This window comes from Thalassobaculum sp. OXR-137 (assembly GCF_034377285.1).
Lineage (GTDB): Bacteria > Pseudomonadota > Alphaproteobacteria > Thalassobaculales > Thalassobaculaceae > Thalassobaculum.
On sequence record NZ_CP139715.1, the window covers coordinates 1,559,513 to 1,582,399 of the forward strand.

25 protein-coding genes are annotated in these 22,887 nt (G+C 68.6%); 11 read left to right on the forward strand and 14 right to left on the reverse strand.

The window, feature by feature from the left end; all coding sequences use genetic code 11:
* Positions 1–148 precede the first annotated feature (148 nt).
* Positions 149–1,306, forward strand: coding sequence for an HDOD domain-containing protein (locus tag T8K17_RS07300; protein ID WP_322333835.1), 1,158 nt, complete (start codon positions 149–151; stop codon positions 1,304–1,306).
* Positions 1,307–1,337: 31 nt separating this feature from the next.
* Here the strand turns inward: T8K17_RS07300 and T8K17_RS07305 are convergent, their stop codons facing one another.
* Positions 1,338–2,027: a hypothetical protein gene (locus T8K17_RS07305; protein ID WP_322333836.1), complete on the reverse strand. Its 690-nt coding sequence runs from the start codon at positions 2,025–2,027 to the stop codon at positions 1,338–1,340.
* A 218-nt stretch (positions 2,028–2,245) separates the two neighbouring features.
* Between T8K17_RS07305 and T8K17_RS07310 the strand changes: the two genes are divergently transcribed.
* The 7 genes from T8K17_RS07310 to T8K17_RS07340 all read left to right on the forward strand — a co-directional run bounded on the left by T8K17_RS07310 (position 2,246) and on the right by T8K17_RS07340 (position 9,256).
* Positions 2,246–2,767 (forward strand): molybdopterin-dependent oxidoreductase, encoded by a 522-nt coding sequence (locus tag T8K17_RS07310; protein ID WP_322333837.1) that lies wholly within the window; start codon positions 2,246–2,248, stop codon positions 2,765–2,767.
* Positions 2,768–4,675 carry an ATP-binding protein gene (locus T8K17_RS07315; protein WP_322333838.1) on the forward strand — a complete coding sequence of 636 codons (1,908 nt, stop codon included), beginning with the start codon at positions 2,768–2,770 and terminating at the stop codon, positions 4,673–4,675.
* Between the two features lie 13 nt (positions 4,676–4,688).
* Positions 4,689–5,657: a response regulator gene (locus T8K17_RS07320; protein WP_322333839.1), complete on the forward strand. Its 969-nt coding sequence runs from the start codon at positions 4,689–4,691 to the stop codon at positions 5,655–5,657.
* A gap of 97 nt (positions 5,658–5,754) precedes the next feature.
* Complete coding sequence (locus T8K17_RS07325; protein ID WP_322333840.1) at positions 5,755–6,150, forward strand: VOC family protein; 396 nt, start codon at positions 5,755–5,757, stop codon at positions 6,148–6,150.
* A gap of 19 nt (positions 6,151–6,169) precedes the next feature.
* The gene (locus T8K17_RS07330; protein WP_322333841.1) at positions 6,170–7,438 is read left to right on the forward strand and encodes a CaiB/BaiF CoA-transferase family protein; all 1,269 of its coding nucleotides are present in this window, start codon (positions 6,170–6,172) and stop codon (positions 7,436–7,438) included.
* Positions 7,435–8,355: a hydroxymethylglutaryl-CoA lyase gene (locus T8K17_RS07335; RefSeq protein ID WP_322333842.1), complete on the forward strand. Its 921-nt coding sequence runs from the start codon at positions 7,435–7,437 to the stop codon at positions 8,353–8,355. Before T8K17_RS07330 ends, T8K17_RS07335 begins: the two co-directional genes overlap by 4 nt.
* A 7-nt stretch (positions 8,356–8,362) precedes the next feature.
* Complete coding sequence (locus tag T8K17_RS07340; RefSeq protein ID WP_322333843.1) at positions 8,363–9,256, forward strand: LysR family transcriptional regulator; 894 nt, start codon at positions 8,363–8,365, stop codon at positions 9,254–9,256.
* 4 nt (positions 9,257–9,260) lie between these two features.
* Here T8K17_RS07340 and T8K17_RS07345 read toward each other — a convergent pair whose 3' ends face one another.
* The 3 genes from T8K17_RS07345 to T8K17_RS07355 are packed head-to-tail and all read right to left on the reverse strand — an operon-like array spanning position 9,261 to position 10,617.
* The gene (locus T8K17_RS07345) at positions 9,261–9,722 is read right to left on the reverse strand and encodes a hypothetical protein (protein ID WP_322333844.1); all 462 of its coding nucleotides are present in this window, start codon (positions 9,720–9,722) and stop codon (positions 9,261–9,263) included.
* 7 nt (positions 9,723–9,729) lie between these two features.
* The gene (locus T8K17_RS07350; protein WP_322333845.1) at positions 9,730–10,416 is read right to left on the reverse strand and encodes a CbtA family protein; all 687 of its coding nucleotides are present in this window, start codon (positions 10,414–10,416) and stop codon (positions 9,730–9,732) included.
* A 27-nt stretch (positions 10,417–10,443) separates the two neighbouring features.
* The gene (locus T8K17_RS07355; protein WP_322333846.1) at positions 10,444–10,617 is read right to left on the reverse strand and encodes a CbtB domain-containing protein; all 174 of its coding nucleotides are present in this window, start codon (positions 10,615–10,617) and stop codon (positions 10,444–10,446) included.
* 129 nt (positions 10,618–10,746) lie between these two features.
* On the opposite strand from T8K17_RS07355, the gene T8K17_RS07360 reads away from it, so the two are divergent.
* Together T8K17_RS07360 and metC are read left to right on the forward strand one after the other, a co-directional pair.
* Positions 10,747–11,622 (forward strand): LysR substrate-binding domain-containing protein, encoded by an 876-nt coding sequence (locus T8K17_RS07360; protein ID WP_322333847.1) that lies wholly within the window; start codon positions 10,747–10,749, stop codon positions 11,620–11,622.
* Positions 11,623–11,722: 100 nt separating this feature from the next.
* The gene (gene metC / locus T8K17_RS07365; protein ID WP_322333848.1) at positions 11,723–12,886 is read left to right on the forward strand and encodes a cystathionine beta-lyase; all 1,164 of its coding nucleotides are present in this window, start codon (positions 11,723–11,725) and stop codon (positions 12,884–12,886) included.
* Between the two features lie 146 nt (positions 12,887–13,032).
* On the opposite strand, the gene T8K17_RS07370 is transcribed toward metC, so the two are convergent.
* From T8K17_RS07370 to T8K17_RS07410, 9 genes are all read right to left on the reverse strand, one after another.
* Positions 13,033–14,058, reverse strand: coding sequence for a DUF1775 domain-containing protein (locus tag T8K17_RS07370; protein WP_322333849.1), 1,026 nt, complete (start codon positions 14,056–14,058; stop codon positions 13,033–13,035).
* 83 nt (positions 14,059–14,141) lie between these two features.
* On the reverse strand, positions 14,142–14,594 hold the full coding sequence (locus T8K17_RS07375) for a DUF2946 family protein (protein ID WP_322333850.1): 453 nt from the start codon (positions 14,592–14,594) through the stop codon (positions 14,142–14,144).
* A gap of 38 nt (positions 14,595–14,632) precedes the next feature.
* Entirely contained in the window at positions 14,633–15,373 is a 741-nt protein-coding gene (locus T8K17_RS07380; RefSeq protein ID WP_322333851.1) for a FadR/GntR family transcriptional regulator, read from the reverse strand.
* Positions 15,374–16,990 carry an acyl-CoA synthetase gene (locus tag T8K17_RS07385; RefSeq protein WP_322333852.1) on the reverse strand — a complete coding sequence of 539 codons (1,617 nt, stop codon included), beginning with the start codon at positions 16,988–16,990 and terminating at the stop codon, positions 15,374–15,376. It abuts the gene before it with no gap.
* 69 nt (positions 16,991–17,059) lie between these two features.
* Positions 17,060–18,241: an acyl-CoA dehydrogenase family protein gene (locus tag T8K17_RS07390; RefSeq protein WP_322333853.1), complete on the reverse strand. Its 1,182-nt coding sequence runs from the start codon at positions 18,239–18,241 to the stop codon at positions 17,060–17,062.
* Positions 18,242–18,279: 38 nt separating this feature from the next.
* Complete coding sequence (locus T8K17_RS07395; protein WP_322333854.1) at positions 18,280–19,359, reverse strand: phosphotransferase family protein; 1,080 nt, start codon at positions 19,357–19,359, stop codon at positions 18,280–18,282.
* Positions 19,360–19,493: 134 nt separating this feature from the next.
* Complete coding sequence (locus tag T8K17_RS07400) at positions 19,494–19,823, reverse strand: hypothetical protein (protein WP_322333855.1); 330 nt, start codon at positions 19,821–19,823, stop codon at positions 19,494–19,496.
* Between the two features lie 187 nt (positions 19,824–20,010).
* A complete protein-coding gene (locus tag T8K17_RS07405) occupies positions 20,011–20,475 on the reverse strand; it encodes a nuclear transport factor 2 family protein (RefSeq protein WP_322333856.1) in 465 nt (154 codons plus the stop codon).
* Positions 20,476–20,551: 76 nt separating this feature from the next.
* Positions 20,552–21,100, reverse strand: a complete 549-nt coding sequence (locus T8K17_RS07410; protein ID WP_322333857.1) for a carboxymuconolactone decarboxylase family protein — start codon at positions 21,098–21,100, stop codon at positions 20,552–20,554.
* Positions 21,101–21,294: 194 nt separating this feature from the next.
* On the opposite strand from T8K17_RS07410, the gene T8K17_RS07415 reads away from it, so the two are divergent.
* The gene (locus T8K17_RS07415) at positions 21,295–21,873 is read left to right on the forward strand and encodes a TetR/AcrR family transcriptional regulator (RefSeq protein WP_322333858.1); all 579 of its coding nucleotides are present in this window, start codon (positions 21,295–21,297) and stop codon (positions 21,871–21,873) included.
* A gap of 3 nt (positions 21,874–21,876) precedes the next feature.
* On the opposite strand, the gene T8K17_RS07420 is transcribed toward T8K17_RS07415, so the two are convergent.
* The gene (locus T8K17_RS07420) at positions 21,877–22,845 is read right to left on the reverse strand and encodes a LysR family transcriptional regulator (protein WP_322333859.1); all 969 of its coding nucleotides are present in this window, start codon (positions 22,843–22,845) and stop codon (positions 21,877–21,879) included.
* Between the last annotated feature and the right edge of the window lie 42 nt (positions 22,846–22,887).

A 22,887-nucleotide genomic window follows, 5' to 3' on the forward strand; every position in this document is an offset into this window, starting at 1 on the left:
AGTCCATCCTTCTGTCTGGGGGTCCGGTTGTTCAAGACGCGTCTTTCGGCGCGCATCCGGAAACTGCCTGAACGGTCGGGAGGCTCGTATCCCCATTTAGGAGGGTGCCGCTGCGTTCGCCCATGTATTCTTGCGTCAGGGGGTGGAGATGGACCGACCTCGGATCTTTTTCGTCGATGACGAGCCGCATGTGCTCAACGGCCTGCGCCGGATGCTCCGCAGCCGCCGCGATACGTGGGAGATGATGTTCTTCGAGGATCCGCGCCGGGCGCTGCTGGCCTGCGGTGCCGAACCGGCGACGGTGGTGGTGTCCGACATGCGAATGCCCGGCCTCGACGGCGGGGCCTTGCTCGACATTCTGCGCGAGCGGTTTCCGCAGACGATCCGATTCGTGCTGTCGGGCCAGAGCCAGGCGGAGGCCGGATTGCGGGCAGCCGGCATCGCCCACCAGTATCTGTCGAAGCCGACCGACGGACCGACGCTGATCTCCGCCATCGAGGACGCGCTGGTCCTGCGCGAACGGTTGGGCGGCGAGGCGGTGGTGCGGCTGGTCGCCAGCCTCACCGCGATTCCCGCCCTGCCGGGCTCCTACCGCGAGCTGACCGAGCAACTCCGTCACGACACCCTCGACACCGAGGCGATCGCCGAGACGATGGCGCGCGACCCGGGCATCGCGACCCGGCTGATCCAGGTCGCCAATTCGAGCTATTTCGGAGCGGCGAAACGAATCGCCACGGTCCGCGGGGCGGTGCAGTTCCTGGGAATGGAGACGCTGAAATCCCTGGTGCTGACCTATGGGGTGCTGAGCCAGGTGGTGCACGACCGCATCGACGGCGCCCCGGTCGCGCAGCAGATCGTGGAGACCATGCTGCTGAAATCCGCCCTGTCGTCGCGGATCGCGCAGGACCTGGGGTGGGACCGGGCCGAGCGCGAACTGGTCGCCACGGTGGGGCTGCTATCCGATGTCGGGCTGCTGGTGCTGAGCGATAATTTTCCGACCAGCTTCGCGACCCGGATCGTCGACGGGGTGCTGCAGATGGAGGGGCTCGCCGAGTTCGAGCGGTCGACATTCGGGGTCGATCACGCCCTGGTCGGCGCCTATCTCCTGGGAACCTGGGGACTGCCGGATTCGCTGACCGGCGGAGTGGCAGAGCAGGCGCTCGGAGAGTTCGGGGAGCTCGCCACGGCCGGTCAGATCGTGGCGCTGGCCGGCCGGTTGATGCTGGGGGACGATCTGTCCGAGTTCCATGGCCGATGGCCGATTGAGGCCTGGGCCGCGGCGGCCCGGGAGAGCGCGCCGCTTTGAGGATGGTGCCCGTCGGGGGCGGCTTCCACCTTCAGGCGGCGGCCTGAACGTAGTAGCCGTCCTGGCTGCACCGGATCCGCACGCCCGCTCCGGAGACGCCCGCCAGCTTCTTGTTGAGCATGCTGATATGAACCCGGATCGTCTCGTGGTTCGGCAGGCGCGAGTCCATCGAGCAGACGGCCTGGTAGATCCGGCTCAGCGAGATCGGGTTGTGCTCCACATGGCTGCGCAGCACGGACATGATGCTGACCTGCCGGGGGGTGAGCCGGATACGCTGGTCGCGGACCACCAGGGCCTGGCGGTCCTCGTCGAGGAGGAACGCGCCGACGGTCTTCGGGGTATCCTCGAAACGCTGGGCAGAGGGCAGCGCACGGCGGATGGCGACGGCGATCCGCATCTCCAGTTCTTCGATCGCCACGTCGCCGCCGACCGCGTCGTCGGCGCAGAGCCGCAGGGCTCGGGCCTTGGTCTCGGTGTCGTCGCTGACGGCGATGATCGGCGTCTCCTTCCACCGGCGCCGCAGGGCGGCGACATCGTCCAGATCGTCGCTGACCAGGATCAGGGCGTCGAGGTCGCTTTGGCGGGGCGGTCGGCCCGGAAAGCAGGCGGTGGCCAAGCGTTTTACCTTGGTGCCGCGGTCGGTCAGGGCCTGGGCAAGGCGGTCTGCGGTAGCCGATGAGCCGATCAGGCAGATTGCGCGGGTCTCCACTACGACTTCCATTCTGAGCCTCCGTTCTGAGTGCCGTCCTGGGACGAGGTTCGATGTGAGGCTGTATGCGCCGGAAGCCGTGTGGGCGCCGTCCCCATTTGCAGAGGGTCGTGCTTAAAACTACTGGTTAGCGATTAACGAATTTTCAATTGCAGGGAGGGCATTGTCCGGGCGTTGAGCCGCGGAACGGCTCGTTGTTCGGGATTTCCGATAAATTCCTGGAGAAAGATATGAAACTTCTCAGCCCTGCGCTGATCGCCGTCTGCGCGGCGGTGGCGATCTTCGTCAGCTTGCCGATTTCCGCGGAAGCCGACGGCCTTTCCAAGCCGACCGGGCGCGTCATCCTCGTCGTGTCCGGCGAGATCGGGAACACGAATGCCGGTGACAAGGCGGAATTCGACCGCGCCCAGCTCGAGGCGCTGGATCCCGGCGTGATCGAGACCTCGACGCCCTGGACCGAAGGCGTGCAGCGTTTCGAAGGCTTTCCGATCAAGGCTCTGCTCGACGCCGTCGGAGCGACGGGCACGAGCGTGCGCGCCACCGCCATCAACGACTATGCGGTGACGATGCCGATCGACGATCTGGTCGGCGCCGGAGGGTTCGTGGCGATCCGTCACAATGGCGAGCCGATGAAGATCCGCGAGCGCGGACCGCTGTGGATCATCTTCCCGTACGACACGGATTCGCGGCTGACGGGGGACGACTTCCTGAACTGGTCCATCTGGCAGCTTAAGTCGCTCGAGATCCAGTAAATGCCTCACCGCGCTCCGAGGTTCAGACCGACACAACTCAGCCTGCTTGCGCTGCTGGCCATCTTTACGGCCATCGGCGCGGCGGTGCTGGCGGTGTCCATCTATATCTCGATCGAGCGCCAGATCGATCGACCGACCGAGAACTGGCAATGGGCGGTCTATCAGCTTCAGGCCGAACATCTGAAATTGATGAGTGCGGCCCAAGAGGCCAAGTCCGGAGAAATCGACTACGGGGCGTTGCAGGAACGCTACGAGATCTTCGTCAGCCGCATCCTCACGGTCAACCAGGGGGAAGCCTATCGGGGCCTGCGCGAGAGCCCGGAATTGAAGGATCTGCTGCCGGCGATCCTTCAGGCCGTGGACCTTCTCGATGCGATGATCGTCCAGGACGATCCGCCGGCCTTCGTTCTCGGCAAGCGGCTCGAGGAGACGCTGGAACGCTTCGCCGAGCCGCTCCAGGCGGCAGCGCTGGACGTGGTCGCCTTCAGCGCCGGCATCCGCGCCGCCGAGCGCAACCGCATCCATGACGAGATGCTGTCCCTGATGATCTGCCTGTCGGTCATGCTGGTGATCAGCGGACTGCTCGGCGGCGTGACGATCAAGCAGATTGCAGAGTTGTCGGGCAGCCGGCGGCGCCTGACCGAGGCGCTGACCCTTGCCGAGAAATCCAATCAGGCGAAAAGCCGCTTCGTCGCCAGCATGAGCCACGAAATGCGAACGCCGCTGAACGCGATGACGGGCCTGCTGCGCGAGATCGGCCATATGACCCGCAATCCGGAGATCGCCCGCCTGGTCGAGGTGGCGCAATCCTCCGCCGGCATGCTGTGCGGCCTGGTCGAGGACGTCATCGACGTCGTCCGCATCGAGTCCGGCAAGTTCCAGATCAATGCCACCAGCTTCGAGGTCGGCCCGCTGCTGCGCGAGGCCATCGACCTGCTGGCGGAACGGGCACGGGACCGCAACAACATCCTGTCCCTGGACATGACCGATGTCCCGATATCGACGGTGCGCGCGGACCGCGCGCGGATCAAGCAGGTGCTGGTCAATCTCATCGGCAACGCGGTGAAGTTCACTCGCGACGGTTCGGTCGACGTGCATGCGCGTATCGCCTTCGTCGGTCGCGGCCAGGTCCGCCTGCGGGTCAGCGTCTGCGACACCGGCATCGGGATCGCCCATGACCAGCAGGAGCGGATCTTCCAGCGCTTCTATCAGACGGGCGAGGGCAGCGCCGAGGGGATCGGTCTCGGGCTGTCCATCAGCCGCGACATCGTGGAGCGTCTGGGCGGCCGCATGGCGATGACCAGCACGCCGGGGCAGGGCAGCATCTTCTGGTTCGAAGTTCCGGTCCAGGTCGCGGTGGAGGCGGCCGCCCCCGAGGCCCCGGCGCCGGTGATGCACCGGCCGCTGGCCGGCCTGCGATTCCTGGTGGCGGAGGATAACGGCACCAACCGTCAGGTCATCCAGCTTCTGCTCGCACGCCTGGGCGGGACCTGCGTTTTCGCCTTGGACGGCCTGGATGCGGTCGCCAAGGCGCGCAGCGAGCCTTGCGATCTGATCCTGATGGATATCAACATGCCCGAAATGGACGGCGTCACGGCGTTCAACGAAATCGGACGGCTGCTCGGCGACGCCCGGCCGCCGGTCATCGCCCTGACCGCCAGCGCGATGCCGGAGGACGTGGAGGGCTTCACCGCCGCCGGCATGGCCGGCTGCGTGACCAAGCCGATCGGGGAGGCGGATCTGGTGCGCGAGATCCTCCGCGCCCTTGGGCGTGACCCCGCTGCCGGTCTAGATACCGACTCCGCGAGCCGGGCGCCTGTCCAGACGCCCGCTCCCGCCGCCGCTCCCCTGACCGATCGCCAAAGGTCGGCGGTGCTGGGGCTGGTGGCGCAATTGGACGATGATTGAGGATACCCCGGCGATGAGCACACCCTCCGCCAACGACGCCCGGTTCCAGGGACGCAGCGCCCTCGTCATCGACGACAGCCCGCTGATGCGGCAGCTCATACGGTCGCTGCTGCGCCAGTTCGGCTTCTCCACGGTGGACGAGGCGGCGGACGGGTCGGCCGCCCTGCGCCAGGTCGAGCGGCACCGCTACGACGTGGCGATCTGCGACTGGATGATGGAGCCGACCGACGGGTTCGGGTTCCTGCGCGCGCTGCGGCGGCATCAGGACCCGGCATGCTTCGGCCTGCCGGTGATCATGGTGACCTCGGTCGCCAACAAGTCCCAGGTGCTCGCGATGCGCGACCAGGGCGTTATCGAGTATCTGGTGAAGCCGATCTCGGCACAGAAGCTGGAGCAGCGGCTGGTCTCCGCCTTGACCCGTCCGCGCAACCTGATCATGACGGACGCCTATTCCGGCCCCGACCGCCGGCGGCGGCAGGATCCCGCCTATGCCGGGCCGCGGCGCCGGCTGGAGGACAAGATGGCCGCCCTGCCCTGGGACGAGGGCGAGGAAGATGCGGCGATCCGTCGGGCCACCGAAGAGCTGCCCGATTACGCGGAGGTCCTCGGCCGGGACCTGGAGAAGCTGCGCGGCCTTCTGGCCGAGCTGGAGGCGGCGGTCGAGCCGCCGGTGGAGACGTGGCGGCGGATCTTCCGGATCGCCCACGACATTTCCGGTCAGGCGCCCAGCTTCCGACATCCGGCCGCGGCTGCGGTGGGAAACAGCCTGGAGCGGCTTCTGCAACCGATCCTGAAGAAGCCGGAGCTCCTGCGGCTCGCCGCCAACCGACGCTTGCGGGCGGTGCGCACCCATGTGGAGGCCCTGGCCCTGCTGCTGGAGGAAGGCATCACCGACACCTCGGCGGAGACCGGGATGCTGATCGAACGGCTGCGTCTGGCGGTCGACCGGGTGCGTCGGGAAGAACGGGACGGGGCGCCCTGAGGCGCGACTGAATTTGCCGATTGGAGAACGATCCGTTCTGAAAATAGCGATTTCGGCAAATTAGCGATGCGCTATTCTCCCGTCTCGGGAGGACGCCATGAAGATCGAGCGCATCGACCATTTTGTCCTGACGGTCCGCGACATCGCCGCCACCTGCGACTTCTACGGCCGCGGGCTCGGGATGACCGTGGAGACGTTCGGCGCCGGGCGTACGGCGCTGCATTTCGGTCGCCAGAAGATCAACCTGCACGAAGCGGGTCGCGAGTTCGACCCGAAGGCGGTGTCGCCCATGCCGGGCAGCGGCGATTTCTGTCTGATCACCGAGACCCCTCTCGACGAGGTCGTCGCTCATCTGCAGGCCGAAGGCCTTGAGATCGAGCTGATGCCGAGTTCCCGCACCGGCGCCGTCGGCCCGATCGCCTCGATCTACCTGCGCGATCCCGACGGCAACCTGGTCGAGATTTCCACCTACCGGACTCCCCCACAGGACTGAGACAGGGCAGAAGCACACGATGACCACCACGGAGAGCGACATTGGGGGCTCGGCTCCCGGCGGGCCGCTGAGCGGGCTGCGCATTCTCGAACTCGGCCATTTCATCGCCGCCCCCTTCTCCACGAGGGTGCTTGCCGATCTCGGGGCCGACGTGATCAAGGTGGAGCCGCCGGGCAAGGGCGATCCGGTCCGCTCCTGGGGCATCATCCCGGAGGGCGAGACCGACTCGCTCTGGTGGTCGGTCCATGGCCGGAACAAGCGCTCCATCACCGCGGATCTGAAGAAGCCGGAAGGCATCGCCCTGGTGAAGCGGTTGATCGCCCGGGTCGACGCGGTGGTGGAGAATTTCAAGCCGGGTCAGCTCGCCTCCTGGGGTCTCGGTCCCGACGACATGACGGCGGTGAATCCCGACGTGATCGTCGTGCAGATCTCGGGCTACGGCCAGACCGGACCGGGCCACAACCGGGCTGCCTTCGGGGTGATCGGCGAGGCGGTGGGCGGCCTGCGCCACCTGACCGGCTATCCCAAGGAGGTCAGCGACCTGCCGCCGGTGCGCACCGGCATCTCCATCGGCGACAGCGTGGCCGGGCTCTACGGCGCCATCGGCCTGCTCGCCGCCCTGTTCGAGAAGGGCCGGTTCGAAAAGGGCGGGGGGCGCGGCAAGTCCGGGCGCCGGATCGACGTCGCCCTGACCGAGAGCATCTTGAGCCTGCTGGAGGGGTGTCTGCCGGAATACGGTGCCACCGGCGCGATCCGGCAGCCGACCGGCTCGACCCTGCCGACCAATGCGCCCTCCAATGCCTATCCTACCGCCGATGGCCGGTTCTTCCTGATTGCGGCCAATTCCAACGCCCTGTTCCGCCGGCTCTGCGGTGCCATGGGGCGGCCGGAGATGGCTGACGATCCGCGCTATGCCGACAATCCGAGCCGGGTGAAGCACGCGGCCGAGCTGGACGCGGCGATCACCCACTGGACCACCGGCCTGACCCTGGACGCGGTCTCGGCCAAGGTGGAGGCGGCCGACGTGCCCTGTTCGCGGATCTACGACATTGCCGATATCGCCGCCGACCCCCAGTTCCTGGACCGGGGCATGGTGCGCAGGGTCGCCGATCCGCGCCTGGGCGAGATGCTGCATCCGGGCGTGGTTCCGGCCATGACCGGCGGCCCCGCCGGCGGTGTGCGCTGGGCCGGCCCCACTGTGGGCGCCCATACCGATGAGGTGCTGTCCGAGCTGCTGGGCATGGCGCCGGACGAGATCGATGCGTTGAAGAAGGACGGTGTGCTGTGAGCGAGGCTGTTGAGATTTGCGATGTCGCCCCGCGCGACGGGTTCCAGGTGATCAAGGAGCCGATCCCGACCGACACCAAGGTCAAGGTGGTCGAGCTGCTGGCCCGGGCCGGCCTGACCCGCATCGAGACCGGTGCCTTCGTCAGCCCGGTCCATGTGCCGCAGATGGCCGATACCGCCGAGGTGCACCGGCTGGCCAAGGTCGGGGACAGCGTGCGGCTGTCGACCCTGGTGCCGAACCTGCGCGGCGCTGAGGACGCCTTCGCCGCCGGGATCGCCGACATCGTCTACGTCTTCTCGATCTCCGAGAGCCACAACAATGCCAATGTCCGCCGTCCGGTTGAGGCCTCCATCGGCCAACTCGGCGAGGTGATCGCCCGCGGCCGCGACGTGCCGGGCTTCCGCCTGCGCGCCAATCTCGCCACCGTGTTCGACTGCCCGTTCGAAGGCACGACCAACCCCGACGCGGTTTATGCCGCCATCGAGACGGTGCTGGGCTTCGGCGCGCCGGTGGAGTTCGGCCTGTGCGACACCACCGGCCGGGCGATTCCGGACCAGGTGGCGGAGGTCTGCTCCACCGTGCTGAAGCGCTTCTCCGGCGAGGGCATCGGCTGGGCCTATCATGGCCACGACACCTTCGGCCTCGGCGTCGCCAATGCGCTCTACGCCTATCAGGCGGGCATCCGGGTGTTCGACAGTGCGGCGGCCGGTCTGGGGGGCTGTCCCTTCGCGCCGGGGGCGACCGGCAACACGGCGACCGAGGATCTGGTCTTCACCTTCGAGAACATGGGCATCGCCACCGGCATCGATCTCGACCGGCTGCTGGATGCGGCCGAAGTCGTGGCCGAGGTGCCGGGCGGGGAGACGGGCGGTCATCTGCGCAAGGTGCCGCGGCGCCGGGCCCTGGCCGCCGCGTGACCTGCCCGTGAAGGCGCGGGCCGATCTCGGTCTGACCTCGCTACGCCTGTTCGAAGCGGCGGTGCGGCTCGGCTCGCTGTCGGCCGCCTCGGCGGAGGCCCATATCGCCATCTCCGCCGTCAGCCGGCGGATCGCCGATCTGGAGCACCAGTTCGGCACCCGCCTGCTCTACCGCGACATCCGGGGGGTGGAGCCGACCCCGGCGGGCCAGGTGCTCGCCGCCCATGCCCGCAACCTGCTGCGCCTGGCGGAACGGGTCAGCGAGGACATGGCTCAGTTCTCCGACGGCGCGCGCGGGCTGGTGCGGGTGGCCGCCAATCCTTCAGCGGTGAACCAGTTCCTGCCCGACCTGTTCTTCCGCTTTCGGGAAGCCGCGCCGCAGATCCGCTTCGAAGTGCGCGAGGGCGTGTCGGCCGACATCGTGCGCGAGGTGCTGGAAGGACATGTGGATATCGGCATCTTCGCCGCCTCGGTCTCGCATGAAGGGCTCCAGGCCTTCCCGTTCCGCACCGACTCGCTTTGCGTGGTCGTCCCGACCGGACACCGGTTGGCCGCTTGCGGCTCGCTCGCCCTGCGCGAGCTGTTCGACGAGCCGCATATCGGGCTGGAGGACGGCAGTTCCCTGTTCGCCCAGGTCTGCCAGCGGGCCGAGGAGGCCGGACATCCGCTGACCGTGGCCTTTCGTGTGCGCAGCTTCGAGGCGGTGCGCCGGATGGCGGCGGCCGGGCTCGGCGTCGGCATCCTGCCCCAGGCGGTGGCCGCCCCCTATGCCGAGGTGGACGGGATCGCCGTCGTCCCGTTGTCGGAGGAATGGTCGCGCCGGCCGTTCCTGGTCGGGGTGCGCGAACGCTCCGCCCTGTCGGCCTCGGCGGAGGCGTTTCTCGCCTATCTGATCGGCTGAGGCCTCAGTTCTGGACGGTGACCGAGGCTTCCAGCGGCTTGCCGTCGACCGAGATCGGCCGGTGGTCGTTGGTGTTGAGCGAGACCATGACCTCCACCCGGCCCGGCGGCAGGCTGGCGATGTGCAGCCACGGACCGTAGGCGCGGGCGATCTTCTCTCCGTTCACATAGACATGGGCATGGCCCTCGCCCGGCACATGCGGGCCGCTGGCGTGCTCCGGGGCGAAGCGGAAGCCGCTGGGCTCGATATGCAAGTTCCAGCCGCCCATCGGGTCCGGTCGCAGGTCGATGCTCAGACCTGCCGAAGCGACCTCCATTGCGGCACCGTGCTGGTGCATGGCGACATGCTGCGCCGGGTCGCCATGGTCGTGACCGTCCAGGGTCACACCCTGGGAGGCGGCGAGCAGAAAGCCGCTCCCGCCGCCGAAGACCAGGCCGATGAGAAACAGGGCGATGCCGCGGGTCATGGCCAGTTCACACCGTCTCGTCGGCCGTGTCGCGGGACCAGAGATGCCCCGCCAGCAGACCCAGGACCAGCCAGCCGGCCAGCGCCACGCCGAGGCTGCGGGCGGCGAACAGGGCCGACAGTTCCGGCGGGGTCGGTCCGGCGAAGCTGTCCGGTTCCGGCGCGCCGATCGCATGCGGGGCGAGGATCAGGATCACCGCCGCGGCCCAGGCGATCCAGTGCCGCCCGAAGGCGATCAGCCCAGCCCCGACGGCGCTGGCCGCCACCGTCGCGAACCACCAGATCTGCCGCGCGGTCACATCCGCCGCGGCTGCTCCCGGCACTTCGGGGGCCAGCGAGAAGGCCGGGGCCAGGTGCAGCACGGCGAAGCCGGCGAGGCCCCAGACCAGTCCGGTGCGGGCGGTGATCGCCGCCCCCCGCTCCTCCGCCAGGGCCATGGCGGCGACCAGCAGCAGGGCGAACCCGGTATAGATCAGCATGGAGAAGAACACGCTGAGACCGTCGCGCACCGGATCGATCCCGCCGAGCTCCGGATGGGCCGAAACAGGGACCGCGCCGAAATGGGTGAGGGTGCCCTGCTCGTACAGCTCGGCATGCAGCAGAACCGGCTGCACGAACCAGAGCTGGAGAAGGGCCGCAACGAGACCGGCTCCCGCGCCGGCCAGCAGGGCGCAGGTCAGAAGGCGCTGGAACATGGCCCGAGGAAGATCAGTGGCAGAGGATCAGTGACAGGGAAAGCCGGTGGCGTGGCGGCTGTCGTGGGCGGCGTTGTGCAGTGTCTGGGTCTGCGCATGGCCGGCGACGAACAGCACCGACAGGCCGAGAAAGGCGACGAGCAGGGCCGGCATCAGCCGGGATTTGGTCAGACCGCGCGCGGCCACATCCGTCATGCTCATCGTCGCCTCTTCCCTTCGTTGCGCCGGGTATGCCCGTGGCGCAGGTCATCGTTGCGGGCAGAGTAAGCAATCCCGATGCCCTTGCAAACCGCTCTCGACGGCGCGGCGGCGAGGCGGGATATAGAAGCCATGAACCTGCGCCAGATCGAGACCTTCGCCGCCGTTATGCGCTGCGGCACCGCCTCGCGGGCGGCGGAGACCCTGGGGGTGACCCAGCCGGCCGTCAGCCGCACGCTGTCGGAGCTGGAGCGCTCGGTCGGCTTCGCCCTGTTCGCCCGCATCCGCAACCGGCTGGTGCCGACCCCGGAGGCGCGGCTGCTGTACCAGGACGTGGAGGCGGCGTTCCAGGGCATCGACACGATCCGCGCCTCCGCCGCCCGTATCCGCGACCAGGGCTCCGGCGAGCTGCGGGTGGCCTCGCTCTCGGCCCTGGGCGGCTCGCTGGTGCCGCGCGCCATCGCCGCCTTCCGGAAGCGGCATCCGGCGGTGCGGGTGACCCTTCTGGTCCTGTCCTCGCGGGAGGTGCGCGATCTGGTTGCCTCCGGCCAGTTCGACCTGGGCCTCGCCGCCGACGAGATCGACGTTACCGGCGTCACCTCCCAGACCTTCCTCACCCGCGATGCGCTCTGCGCCATACCCTGCGACCACCCGCTGGCGGACAAACAGGTCATCACGCCGGCCGACCTGCACGGCGTGCCTTTCATCGCCTATGTGCCGGAGGACAGGGGCCGTCAGCGGCTCGATGCCCTCCTGGAGGCGGAGACGGTGGTGCCTGAAATCGTGGTGGAGACGATCTATGCCTCTACCCTCCATGCCCTGGTGGCGCAGGCAGTGGGGATCGGGCTGATCAGCCCGGCGGCGGCCGAGGGTCTTGACGGGTCGCGGGTCGTGCTGCGGCCGTTCGCGCCGGCGGTGTCGATCCGCAGTCTCCTCATTCTGCCGTCGGACCGGCCGAAATCGGAGATCGTGCGCGACTTCATCGACGCGCTGATGGCGGCCCGGTAGCGGCTGGAGCATCAGCTTCGCGCATGAACTCATGCGCCGGCGTCAGTGTACCTGACGAGGCGGTCGCGCTAGCACGGGGGACCCCTTCGAGGAGATCCCCATGCGCGACCAGACCCGCTGCGTTCAGCATCCGCCCGCCAAGCTCGACGGCTACGCCAGCCTGGCCGTGCCCACATATCGGGCCTCCACCATCGTCTATCCGGACGGCCAGTCTTTCCTGAGCCGGCACGAGCGCGGCTTCGACGACTACACCTACGGCATGCACGGCACGCCGACCACGCGGGTGCTGGAGGCGCAGCTCACCGAGCTGCATGGCGGCGCGCGGACGATCCTGGTGCCCTCGGGCCAGGCGGCGATCAGCATGGTGATGCTGACCCTGCTCGAGCCGGGCGACCATGTGCTGATCCCCGACCATGCCTATGGCCCGGTGCGCAGCCTGTGCCGGAACTACCTCGCACCACGCGGGGTCGACCATACGATCTACGACCCGATGATCGGCGGCGGCATCGCCGACCTGATCCGGCCGGAGACCAGGTTGGTCTGGGTCGAATCCCCCGGCTCCGGCACCATGGAGGTCCAGGACGTCCCCGCCATCGCCGCCGTGGCGAAGGCCAGGGGCGTGCTGGTCGGCTGCGACAACACCTGGGCCACGCCGCTGCTGTTCAAGCCGCTGGCCCATGGGGTCGACGTCGCGGTGGAGGCGCTGACGAAATATGTGGGCGGGCATTCCGACCTGCTCATGGGTTCGATCACCGTGGCGGACGTGGCCCTGCGCGACCGGATCAAGCTGGTGATGCGCGATCTCGGCATCGGCGTGTCGCCGGACGAGGCCTCGCTCGCTCTGCGCGGGCTGGAGACAATGGCGGTGCGGCTGGCCCATATGGGACGGGTATCCGAGGCGTTCGCCCGCCGCCTGGCCGAACACCCGGCGGTGGAGACCGTTCTGCATCCGGCGCTGCCGTCCTGCCCCGGCCACGAATTCTGGAAGCGGGACTTCGCCGGCTCGGCCAGCGTGTTCAGCATCGTGCTGAAGCCGGGGCTGGAGGTGCGGATAGAGCCGGCCCTGTCGGCGCTCAAGGTCTTCGCGATCGGCGCGTCCTGGGGCGGCACCCGAAGCCTGATCGCGCCGGCCAATGTGGCGGGCGACCGGGTGGCGGTGCCCTGGCCGCACGAGAGCGGCCTGATCCGCATCAATATCGGCCTGGAGGACCCGGACGATCTGTGGGCCGATCTGGAGGCGATGTTGGCGGTGTTCTCGGGCTGAATTTCTAGTCAAACCGACTTCCCGGACGGACCCCGGCCCCGGCCTCGCGCCGGGGTGATCCCGGGGGCGATCCAGGACCATGTTCCGGCGCTCGGACACGGTCCTGGATCAAGTCCAGGAAGTCGGCTTTTATTTTGGCAGTGCGCTCAGTCGCTCTTCTTCATGCCGTGACCGCTGCCGTGGGTGCCACCATGGGTGCCGTGGTGGCTGCTGTCGCCGCTGCCCTGCATGGCGCCGACGCCGCCGACGGGGACGTCGATGGTCACCTCGCCGGCCTTCTCGAAGATCAGGGTCAGCGGGAAGCTCTCGCCTTCCTTCAGCGGCGCCTTCAGGCCCATCATCATGACGTGGTCGCCGCCCGGCGCCAGGGTCGCCATGCCGCCGGCCGGCACCTCGATCGCCTCGACCTGACGCATCTTCATCACGCCGTTCTCATGCAGGTGGGTGTGCAGCTCGGCCCTGTCGGCGACCGGGGTCTTCGCACCGATCAGCCGATCGGCCTCGGTCCCCGCGTTCTTCACGGTCAGGAAGGCCGCCCCGTTCTTTGCCGGGCCGGCGGTCGCGCGGGCGAAGGGCGCCTCCACGGCGACACCGTCCGCCATCGCCATCTGCATGCCGCCATGGCCGTGCCCGTGGCCGCCCGTCTCGGCGGCGGCGACCACGGTCAGGGTCGGGGCCGGATGGGCCAGGTCGTGCGGGTTCTGCCCCGGAGCCGCGATTTCCGTCCAGGCCACCTGCGCGCCTTCCGGGCAGAACTGGGTGGTCGGGAAGGCCACGGTGGTGCCGGCGAGGTCGCCGGTGAGGCGGACGCGGAACACGAACTCGTCGTAGAAATCGTCCGGCAGCTCGCCGCCCGACCAGCGGATCTGCTTCACGCCCTCGCTCATCGGCGTGCCGTAATAGTCGTAGGTCTTGCCGTAGGCGCCCCACACGGTCTCCACCTTCCAGCCGGGCTTCGGCATCGGCTTGGCGGCGATCACGCCTTCGGGCAGGTCGACGGTCAGGGCGATGGTCGGCAGGCCCTTGCAGCCGTGCGGTACGCGCATCACCGCCTTGTACATGCTGTCGGCGGTGGCCTGCCCGGTCTCCAGCGAGGAATGGGCCAGGGCCGGGGTGGCGGTGAAGGCCGCACCCAGCAGGGCGAGGGAGAGGATTGTGGTCTTGCTCGTCATCGGATTTGCTTTCCGTCATTCGGCGCGCGTCGTCGCGGGCCGCTGAAACCTTGCGCGCGGGGACGCCGCGCGCGATCGGGGTGTCAGGCGGAGAGCAGGGGCGGTGCGCGGGGATTGAGGTCGGTGATGCGCTCGCGCAGCGCCGGCACGTCGCCGCCCGGCACCGGTCGCATCGGCTGCGCGGAAACCGGCTCCGGCAGGCTGGCGACGACGGTCTGCGGTGGGATCGGTCCGGCATGGGCGAACAGGCAGCCCGGACAGATCGGGCCGCCGCGCCAGGCGGTGTCCGAATGACCGTCATCGACGGCGAGCTGAATCAATCCGGCGGGGGAACAGATCTGCAGGGCAAGGGCGGAGACGTCTCCGCCGCCGGCCTGCTGCTCCCGGGCGATGGACTCGCCGGCCAGGCCCGCGACGATTCCGAGGCCGAGCTGCAGAACGATCGCATAGACCCCGAGCACGGCGGCGATGTCTCGCCAGCCGTAGCGCCGCTTCGCCCAGAGGCGGCGGCCGGGTTTCCGGGTCCGTCCGATCATGGCGGGACCCTACTGCATCGGGCGCAGCGCTCCAAGGGTCAGGAGGCCGCAGTCACCGGTGCGGAGAGGTCGAGCCCGGCCAGTTCCCACCCGCGGCGGAAATCGACGATATGCTTGCGCATCCATTCCTCCGCCGTGGCCGGGTCGTGGGCCTTCAGCGCGTCGACGATGGCCCGGTGAGCGTCGAACATGCGCGAGCCGGCATCCAGGTGCTGGAAGATCTGCTCGAAGGCCGGATAGAACAGCGCACCCAGGGGCTGGCGGGCGAGCTGGATCGCCCGGTTGCCGCTGGCCTCGGCGATCAGGTCGTGGAAGGCGAGGTCGAGGGCGGGAATGGCGGCCGAGTCGGTCACATGGCTTCGCGTCGCCGCAAGGTTGGCCTCCAGCGCTGCGAGCTGCTCCTCGCTGGCGTGCTGCGCCGCCAGGGCCGCCGTGCCGGGCTCCAGCACCAGCATCGAGCGCCACAGTTCCTCCACCGTGACCTTGTGCAGCACCATGGCGGTGGTCATCCGATCGCTCAGGGTCTCGGCGGTCGGGGCGGTGACGAACAGTTTCTTGCCGCCCGGCCGGCGGGCGACCACGCCGGTCTCCTCCAAGGAACGGATCGCCTCGCGCACGGTGGAACGGTTGACGCTCAGCAGTGCGGCCATGGCCATCTCCGAGGGCAGGGAACTGCCGACCGCGATCTCGCCGCTGACGATCTTCTCGCGCAGGGCGCGGGCGGCGATCCGGTAGGCCGGCTCGGTCTGGATCGGGTCGAGGGTGAAGCAGCCCGCCATTCAGGGTGCCGTCTTTGCTTGGGCGCGGGCCTCGTCGCGCAGGGCGCGGCGAAGCACCTTACCGGTATGGCCCTTCGGCAGCTCGTCGCGGAACTCGATGCGGCGCGGATACTTGTAGGGCGCGGCGACCCGTTTGACGTGGTTCTGGATATCGGCGACCAGGGCGTCGTCGGCCGTCACCCCGCGCTTCAGCACGATATAGGCCTTCACCACCTCGCCGCGCTCGTCGTCCGGAGCGCCGACCACGGCGCATTCCTGCACCGCCTCGTGCTCCAGCACCGCGTTCTCCACCTCGATCGGGCCGATACGGTAGCCGGCGGAATTGATGACGTCGTCGGAGCGACCCTCGTACCAGAAATAACCGTCGGCATCCCGCGAGGCGAGGTCGCCGGTGAGGAACCAGCGTCCCTCGGGCCCCACCACATGGCTCTGCTCCGTGCGTTCGGGGTCGTTCCAGTAGCCGAGCATCATGGTCGGACAGGGGGTTAGGAGGGCGACATGCCCGACCTCGCCATCCGGCAGCCGGTGCCCGTCATCGCCGATCACCGCCAGGGTGAGGCCGGGGGCGGCCATGCCCATGGAGCCGAGCTTCGGTGTCACCTCGGTGGTGGTCAGCGCGGTCATCAGGGTTTCTGTCTGGCCATAGGCCTCGGCCACCGGCACGCCGGTCGCCCTGGTCCATTTGTCGGCGACCACCGGGTTCATCGCCTCACCCGCCGACACGGTGCGGCGCAGGGCCGACAGGTCATGGGCGGCGATATTCTCCTGCACCACCCGGTACAGCTCGGTCGCAGGCGCGCAGTAGACGCTGATCCGATGCTCCGAGAGCAGCCGCAGGCGCTCCGCCGGATCGAACGGGCCGTCGTAGTGAAAGCTCGTGGCTCCCTCCGACCACGGGCCGATCAGGACGCTGGTGCCGGCCTTCGACCAGCCGGTATCGGCCCCGCACCAGATCCGCTCCCCCGGCCGCAGGTCGAGCCAGAACCGGGCGGCATAACGCCAGCCGAAGACGGCGCGGGCGGCATGGACCACGCCCTTGGGATAGCCGGTGGAGCCCGAGGTGTAATACATCATCGCCGGTTCCTCGGCGCCGACGGTGGCGGCCTCCGCCTCGTCCGGCCGCTCATAGGCCTCGGTCAGGTCGCGCCAGCCGGCCCGCGGGCCGACGCTGAAGCGGATGGCGACATCGTTCAGGCCCGGCTCGATCTTCTCCGCATGCGCCGCCCGGCAGACCACGGCGACGGCACCGGAATGCTCGGCGCGGTAGGCGATCTCGCGGGCGGTCAGCATCTCGATGCAGGGGATCGGCACCGCACCGATGCGCATGGCGGCGACCAGGGAGATCTGCCATTCGGGAATGCGCGGCATCACGATCAGGACCCGGTCGCCCTTGCCGATGCCGGCATCGCGCATTGCCTGGGCCACCCGTTTGGTCAGGCGGGAAATGTCGGAGAAGCGGAACCGGCGCTCGTCCCCGGCGGCGTTCTGCCAGATCAGCGCCAAAGGGTCCCCGTCGGCTGCCCAGCGGTCGACCACGTCGGTGGCGAAATTGAAGGTCGCCGGGATCGCCCAGTCGAAGGCCTGGGCATCCCGATCGGCCGGTGCTGCGTGTGCCATCCGTTTCCTCCTGCCTATCCCGGATTGCCGTGCCGCCCTGCCGGCGGTTCTTGGCCGGGTTGTCTTAGGTCATGCGTGACGCGCCGCCGCCCGCTTCAGCGCCTTGCGGGCCAGGGACCAGCGGTGCACCTCGGACGGGCCGTCATAGATCCGGAAGCCGCGGACCTCGCGGAAGATCCGCTCCACCGGCAGATGGGCGCTGGTGCCGGCCCCGCCGAGCACCTGGACCGAGTTGTCGACGATCCGCCAGATCGCCTCCGAGCACTGGACCTTGGCCATGGAGCTTTCCTCCGCCGCCCGGTCGCCCTGGTCGAGCAGCCAGGAGGCCTGCTGCAGGGAGAGGCGGGCGGTGCGCATGTCCATCTCGTTGTCGGCCAGCATAAAGCCCACGCCCTCGTGCTTGCCGAGGATCTGGCCGAAGGCCATGCGGGTATTGGCGTAGTCGCAGGCGGTGTCATGGGCGCGGCGGGCCGATCCCAGCCACCGCATGCAGTGAGTCAGCCGGGCCGGGGCCAGCCGGACCTGGGCGTAGCGGAAGCCGGCCCCCGGCGCGCCGAGCACGGCGTCGGCATCGACCCGCAGGTCGTCGAACCGCATGTTCCAGTGGCCGCCGGCGAAGCTGGTGTCGAGCGTGTCCATCTGGCTCTCCAGCACGATCGCCGGATCGTCCATCGGGGCGAGGAACATGGTGGCCTCGCCGTCATGGGGACCGCCCTCGATCTTCGCCATGATGATGACGAAGGTGCTGTCCTTCGCACCCGTGATGAACCACTTCCTGCCGTTGATCACATAGCCGTTGCCGTCGGCCCGGGCGGTCGCGGCCAGCATGGTCGGATCGGCACCGGCGCCGTCCGGCTCGGTCATGGCGAAGCAGGAGCGGGCGCCCTGGGCGAGCGGCTTCAGGTACTTCTCGCGCTGCTCGGGGCTGGCGACCTCGTTGAGCAGGTGGATGTTGCCCTCGTCCGGGGCGCCGCAATGCATGGCCGACGGGCCGAGCAGGGAATACCCCGCCTCCTCGAACACCCAGGATCGCTCCAGATGCGACAGGCCGAGGCCGCCGAACTCCTTCGGCGCATGCGGCGCGAAGATGCCGGCCGCCTTGGCCTTGGCGTTCATCTCGGCGCGCAGGTCCTCGCTCGGCCCATGCTCGCCCCAGCGCGGGTCCTGTTCGTAGGGGATGATCTCATCGGCGATGAAGGTCCGGGTGCGTTTCACCAGGTCCTGGATGTGGTCGGGTGTCGAGAAGTCCATCGGTTTCCATCCCTCAGTCGTCGGCCTTGCCGGCCGTGTCAGTCCGCCGCGCCGCGCGCGACATCCCACGTGTGCGTCATCAGATCGAAGCCCAGCCGCTCGAACCGGGCATAGCGGTCGTCCCCGATCGCGCCCGATTTCCAGCGGGCGTGAAGCTGCAGGAAGATCGCCGACAGCTTGAACAGGCAGAGCACGTAGAGGTCGGCCAGCCCGTCCAGGCTGCGGCCGCTGGCCTTGGCATACGCCTCCGCCATGTCCCGGCGCGAGGGGAAGCCGGGCAGCGCGGTCGGCATCTGGCCGAGGTCGCGCAGGCAGTCCGGGTCGCCCGGCTCCGACCAGTAGCTGAGCAGGGTGGCGAGGTCGAACAGCGGTTCGCCGCGTGTCGCCATGTCCCAGTCGACGATCCCCACCGGTTCCAGGCGGTCGGGTGCGAGGATCATGTTGTCGAGCTTGAAGTCGCAATGCAGCAGCGAGACCTCGGCGCGGTCCCAATGGGCGAGCCGTTTGTCCAGCCAGGCGCCGATCTCGGCGGCGAGGGCGGCTTCCGGCCGTCCCTCGGCGAGTTCGGCACCCCTGGCCGACCAGCGCGCGGCGTTGCGGGCCACGAACCCCTCCGGTCGGCCGAGATCGCCGAGGCCGCAGTCATCCGGATCGACGGCGTGCAGATCGGCCAGCGGCCGGGCCAGCAGGTCGCAGAGAGCGCCCGGCAGATCCTCGCCGGCGGCAAGGACGCTCAGGTCGTCGCCCCGCACCGTGCGGCCGTGGCGGTATTCCAGGATCTGGAACGGCGCGCCCAGCACTTCGGGGTCCTCGCACAGCGCCAGGCTGTTCGGCGCCAGCGGGAACGCCGGGGACAGGGCCGACAGCACCCGATGCTCGCGGGCCATGTCATGGGCGCCTGGCGGCAGCGGGCCCGACGGTGCGCGGCGCAGCACGGCTGGTTGCCCGTCCACCGAGATGCGGTAGTTCAGGTTCGCCAGCCCGCCCGAGAAACGCTCGGCCGGGACATCCAGGTCCAGCCTCCGGCCCGCCTGCGCCAGGAAAGCGGCCAGGGGGTCGGGCGCGAACGGCCACGTCTCCGCCCCTGATCCGGTGGCATTTTTTTGTCCGACAATCATACCGAAAATCTGAGCATATCCGGAGGCGGGCGCAAGGGAGAATTGCGCCCGTCGCGGATCGACCCGATTCCACGGCTCTTCGGCGTGTGGGCGGGATGGGACCCGGGTATCGTGCCGGACACCGGGCGTAGGGTCTACGCGCCCAGGGCCTGGGCCGGCGGGACCGGCCGCCTGTTGGTTCCCGATATCCGCCGGACAAGCCGGGCCAGAACCAGGAGCGCAAGACCGACCGGCACGGCGATGGCGATCTCGCGACCCATGTGCCCGATGAGCGCAGCCTCGATCACGAAGGCGGCGCCACAGGCCAGGAGGCTGGTGATCAGGGTGCCGGCCATCGCCGGCACGAAATAGTCGTCGGAAGAGGCCGGCGCCTTGGCAACGAACCGGTGCGTCAGCACGAGCAGGACAATCCCGGCGCCCAACAGGAGGGTGCCGACGAGCAAATCGACCCAGACGGAAGACATGGGAGAGCTTTCAACGGCTCAGGACAAGGACCGCCAGACGAGCCGCCACTGGTGGTCCGCCGTATGTGGGGATGCCGGGCCGGCGGCAGAATAGATCCAGGACCGAACTTGCCATGCTTGCCGCGCAGGCCGCGACCGCGCGGGATGCGAAAATACCCTTTCAGGCTCGGTCAGCGCGATCGGGCCGCTACAGGCCGAGGTCCGACAGGCCGGCATGATCCTGCGGGCGCGGGCCCTGGGGCCAGTGGAACAGCCGTTGGTCCGCCGTGATCGCCAGATCGTTGATCGAGGCGATCCGACGCTGCATCAGGCCGTCGGGCGCGAACTCCCAGTTCTCGTTGCCATAGGCCCGGAACCAGGACCCGGCGTCGTCCCGGTACTCGTAGGCGAAGCGGACGGCGATGCGGTTATCGGTGAAGGCCCAGAGTTCCTTGATCAGCCGGTAGTCGTGTTCGCGCGCCCATTTGCGGGTCAGAAACGCGACGATCCGGTCGCGCCCGGAAAAGATCTCCGCGCGGTTCCGCCACTGGCTGTCGGGCGTATAGGCCAGCGACACCTGTTCGGGCGACCGCCCGTTCCAGGCATCTTCGGCCTTGCGCACCTTGAGCGCGGCGCTCTCCGCGTCGAAGGGCGGGAGGGGTGGACGGCTCATCGCCTGTCTCCTTGTCTCTTCATGCTGAGCGGCGTGCCGCGGGCGCGAGGGGGGCGGCCCGCGGCACGTCGAAGGGTCAGGCGGCGCTGGCGCTCACCGCGGGGAAATCGATCGGGGTGCCGAACGCCTCGTTGACGTAGTTGGTCAGCGTGTTCAGCGCGACATGGGCCACGATCTCCACGATCTCGGCATCGCCATAGCCTGCCATCCGGACCGCCGAGACGTCGGCCTCGCTGACCTTGCCGCGCTGCTGCACCAGCTTCACCGCGAAGCGGACGGCGGCGTCGGCCTTCGGATCGTTGGAGCCGCCGGCCCGGTTCGCGGCGATCTCCGCGTCGTCCAGCTTGGCCAGGTTCTTGCCCAGATAGGTGTGGGCCGACAGGCAGTAGTCGCAGCCGTTGATCTGGGCCACCGCCAGGGCGATCCGCTCCCGGGTCTGCGGCTTCAGGGCCCCCTTGGCCAGGGCGCCGTTCAGACCGAGATAGCCCTCCAGCGCGGCTGGGCTGTTGGCGGTCAGGCGGAACAGGTTCGGAACGCTGCCGAGCATTTTCTTCACCCCTTCCAGCAGCGGCTGGGAGGCGGCCGGGGCGTCTTCGATCGAGGCGGGAAGCGGAACGCGGGTCATGTCGGATCTCCTTGATGGGCGCCGATGCGCCGTTTCGGTGATCGATAATATACAGACAGGTCTGTCTATTATCAAGGCCGGTTTTTCCAGAATTTTCGCAGATTCTCTGGAAACCCCTTTCACTCACGCCGATGTGAATTATATACAGACCTGTCTGCTCCCCTTGCGGACGCTTAAGAAAAGGAGCCTGTGCCGTGAAGTCCCGCCGCGACGAACTCGTCGATACCGCCCTGCGCCTGTTCTATGCCCAGGGCTTCCACGCCACCGGGATCGACAAGGTCCTGGCCGAGGCCGGGGTGGCGAAGATGACCCTGTACAAGCACTTCCGCTCGAAGGACGAGCTGATCCTGGCGGCGCTGCACCGGCGCGATGAGCAGTTCCGCAACTGGCTGATGGGCGAGATGGAGCGGGCGTCGGCCGATCCGCGCGAACGGCTGCTCGCCATGTTCGACGCGCTGGAAGACTGGTTCGAGGGGCGCGCCTTCAAGGGGATGGGGTTTTCCGGCTGCGTCTTCATCAACGCCGCCGGCGAGTTCGGCGATGCCGACCACCCGGCCCACCGGTCGTGCAGCGAGCACAAGCGGCTGATCGTCGATTACCTGGCGAAGGTCTGTGCCGAGGCCGGGGCCTCCGACCCCCAGGGCCTGGCGGAACAGCTCGCCCTGCTCAAGGAGGGGGCCATCGTCACCGCCCAGGTCCGGGGCATGCCCGACGCCGCGCAGACCGCCAAGGCCATGGCCCGGGGCATCCTCGACGCGGCGCTGGCGGCGTAGACCCTACCGGTAGGTGCGATCCTCGACCGGCGTGGTGGCGATGGCGTCGCGCAGGGCCGCCAGCAGCATTTCCTCCGCCCGGTTCTTCGCCGTCTTCGGGTTCCAGACCAGATAGACATCGATCGCCGCCAGGGACTCGTAGGGCGGCACCTGCCACAGCCGCCCGTCGGCCACGTCGCGTGCGGCCACATGCACCGGCAGCGGGCCGATGCCGATGCCGGTGTAGATCATCCGCGTGACCTCCTCCAGGTTGCTCGACATGCCGGTGATCCTCTGGCCGAGCTCGGCCTGGGCGCGCATGAGCGTCACCGGCTTCAGGGCGTCGTGCAGCCGGTCGGTCTCGAAGCTGACGGAATTGTGCCCGGCCAGGTCGGCCAGGGTCAGGTCGGTGCGGCCGAACAGGCTGTGATGCGGCCCGCAGAACAGGCCGAAGAACTCGCGGTACAGCTGTTCGTATTCGAGCTGCGGGTTCGGCTCGCGCACCAGACAGATCGCGAAGGAGGCGCGCTTGGCCATCACCTCGGCCACCGCGTCGGCGCTGGACAGCACGTCCAGGGAGAGGCTGACCCCCGGGTTGGCCCGATGGAACTGTGCCAGCACCCGGTCGAACAGCGGGCAGACCACATGGCTCGCCACCGCGATCGTCACATGGCCGCGGATCTCGTCGGTCACCTCCCGCATCAGAGTGGAGAGCCGCAGGACCGAGCCGTTGATCTCGAGCGCCGCCTGATACAGCAACTCGCCGGCGTCGGTCAGGGCGTAGTGCCCGGGCGACCGGTCGATCAGCCGGCGGCCGAGCCGATCCTCCAGCTTCTTCAAGGCGGTGGAGACCGAGGGCTGTTTCAGGCTGAGCCGCTGCGCCGCGTCGGTCACCGACCGGCTCTCGGCCAGAACCACGAAAGTACGCAGCAGATTCCAGTCCAGCTCGCGGGCGATCCGGTCGGGGTCGAGATACGGGTCGGATGAGGTCATAGCTTTCATCGATATTCAGAATACATCATATCTATTTGAACT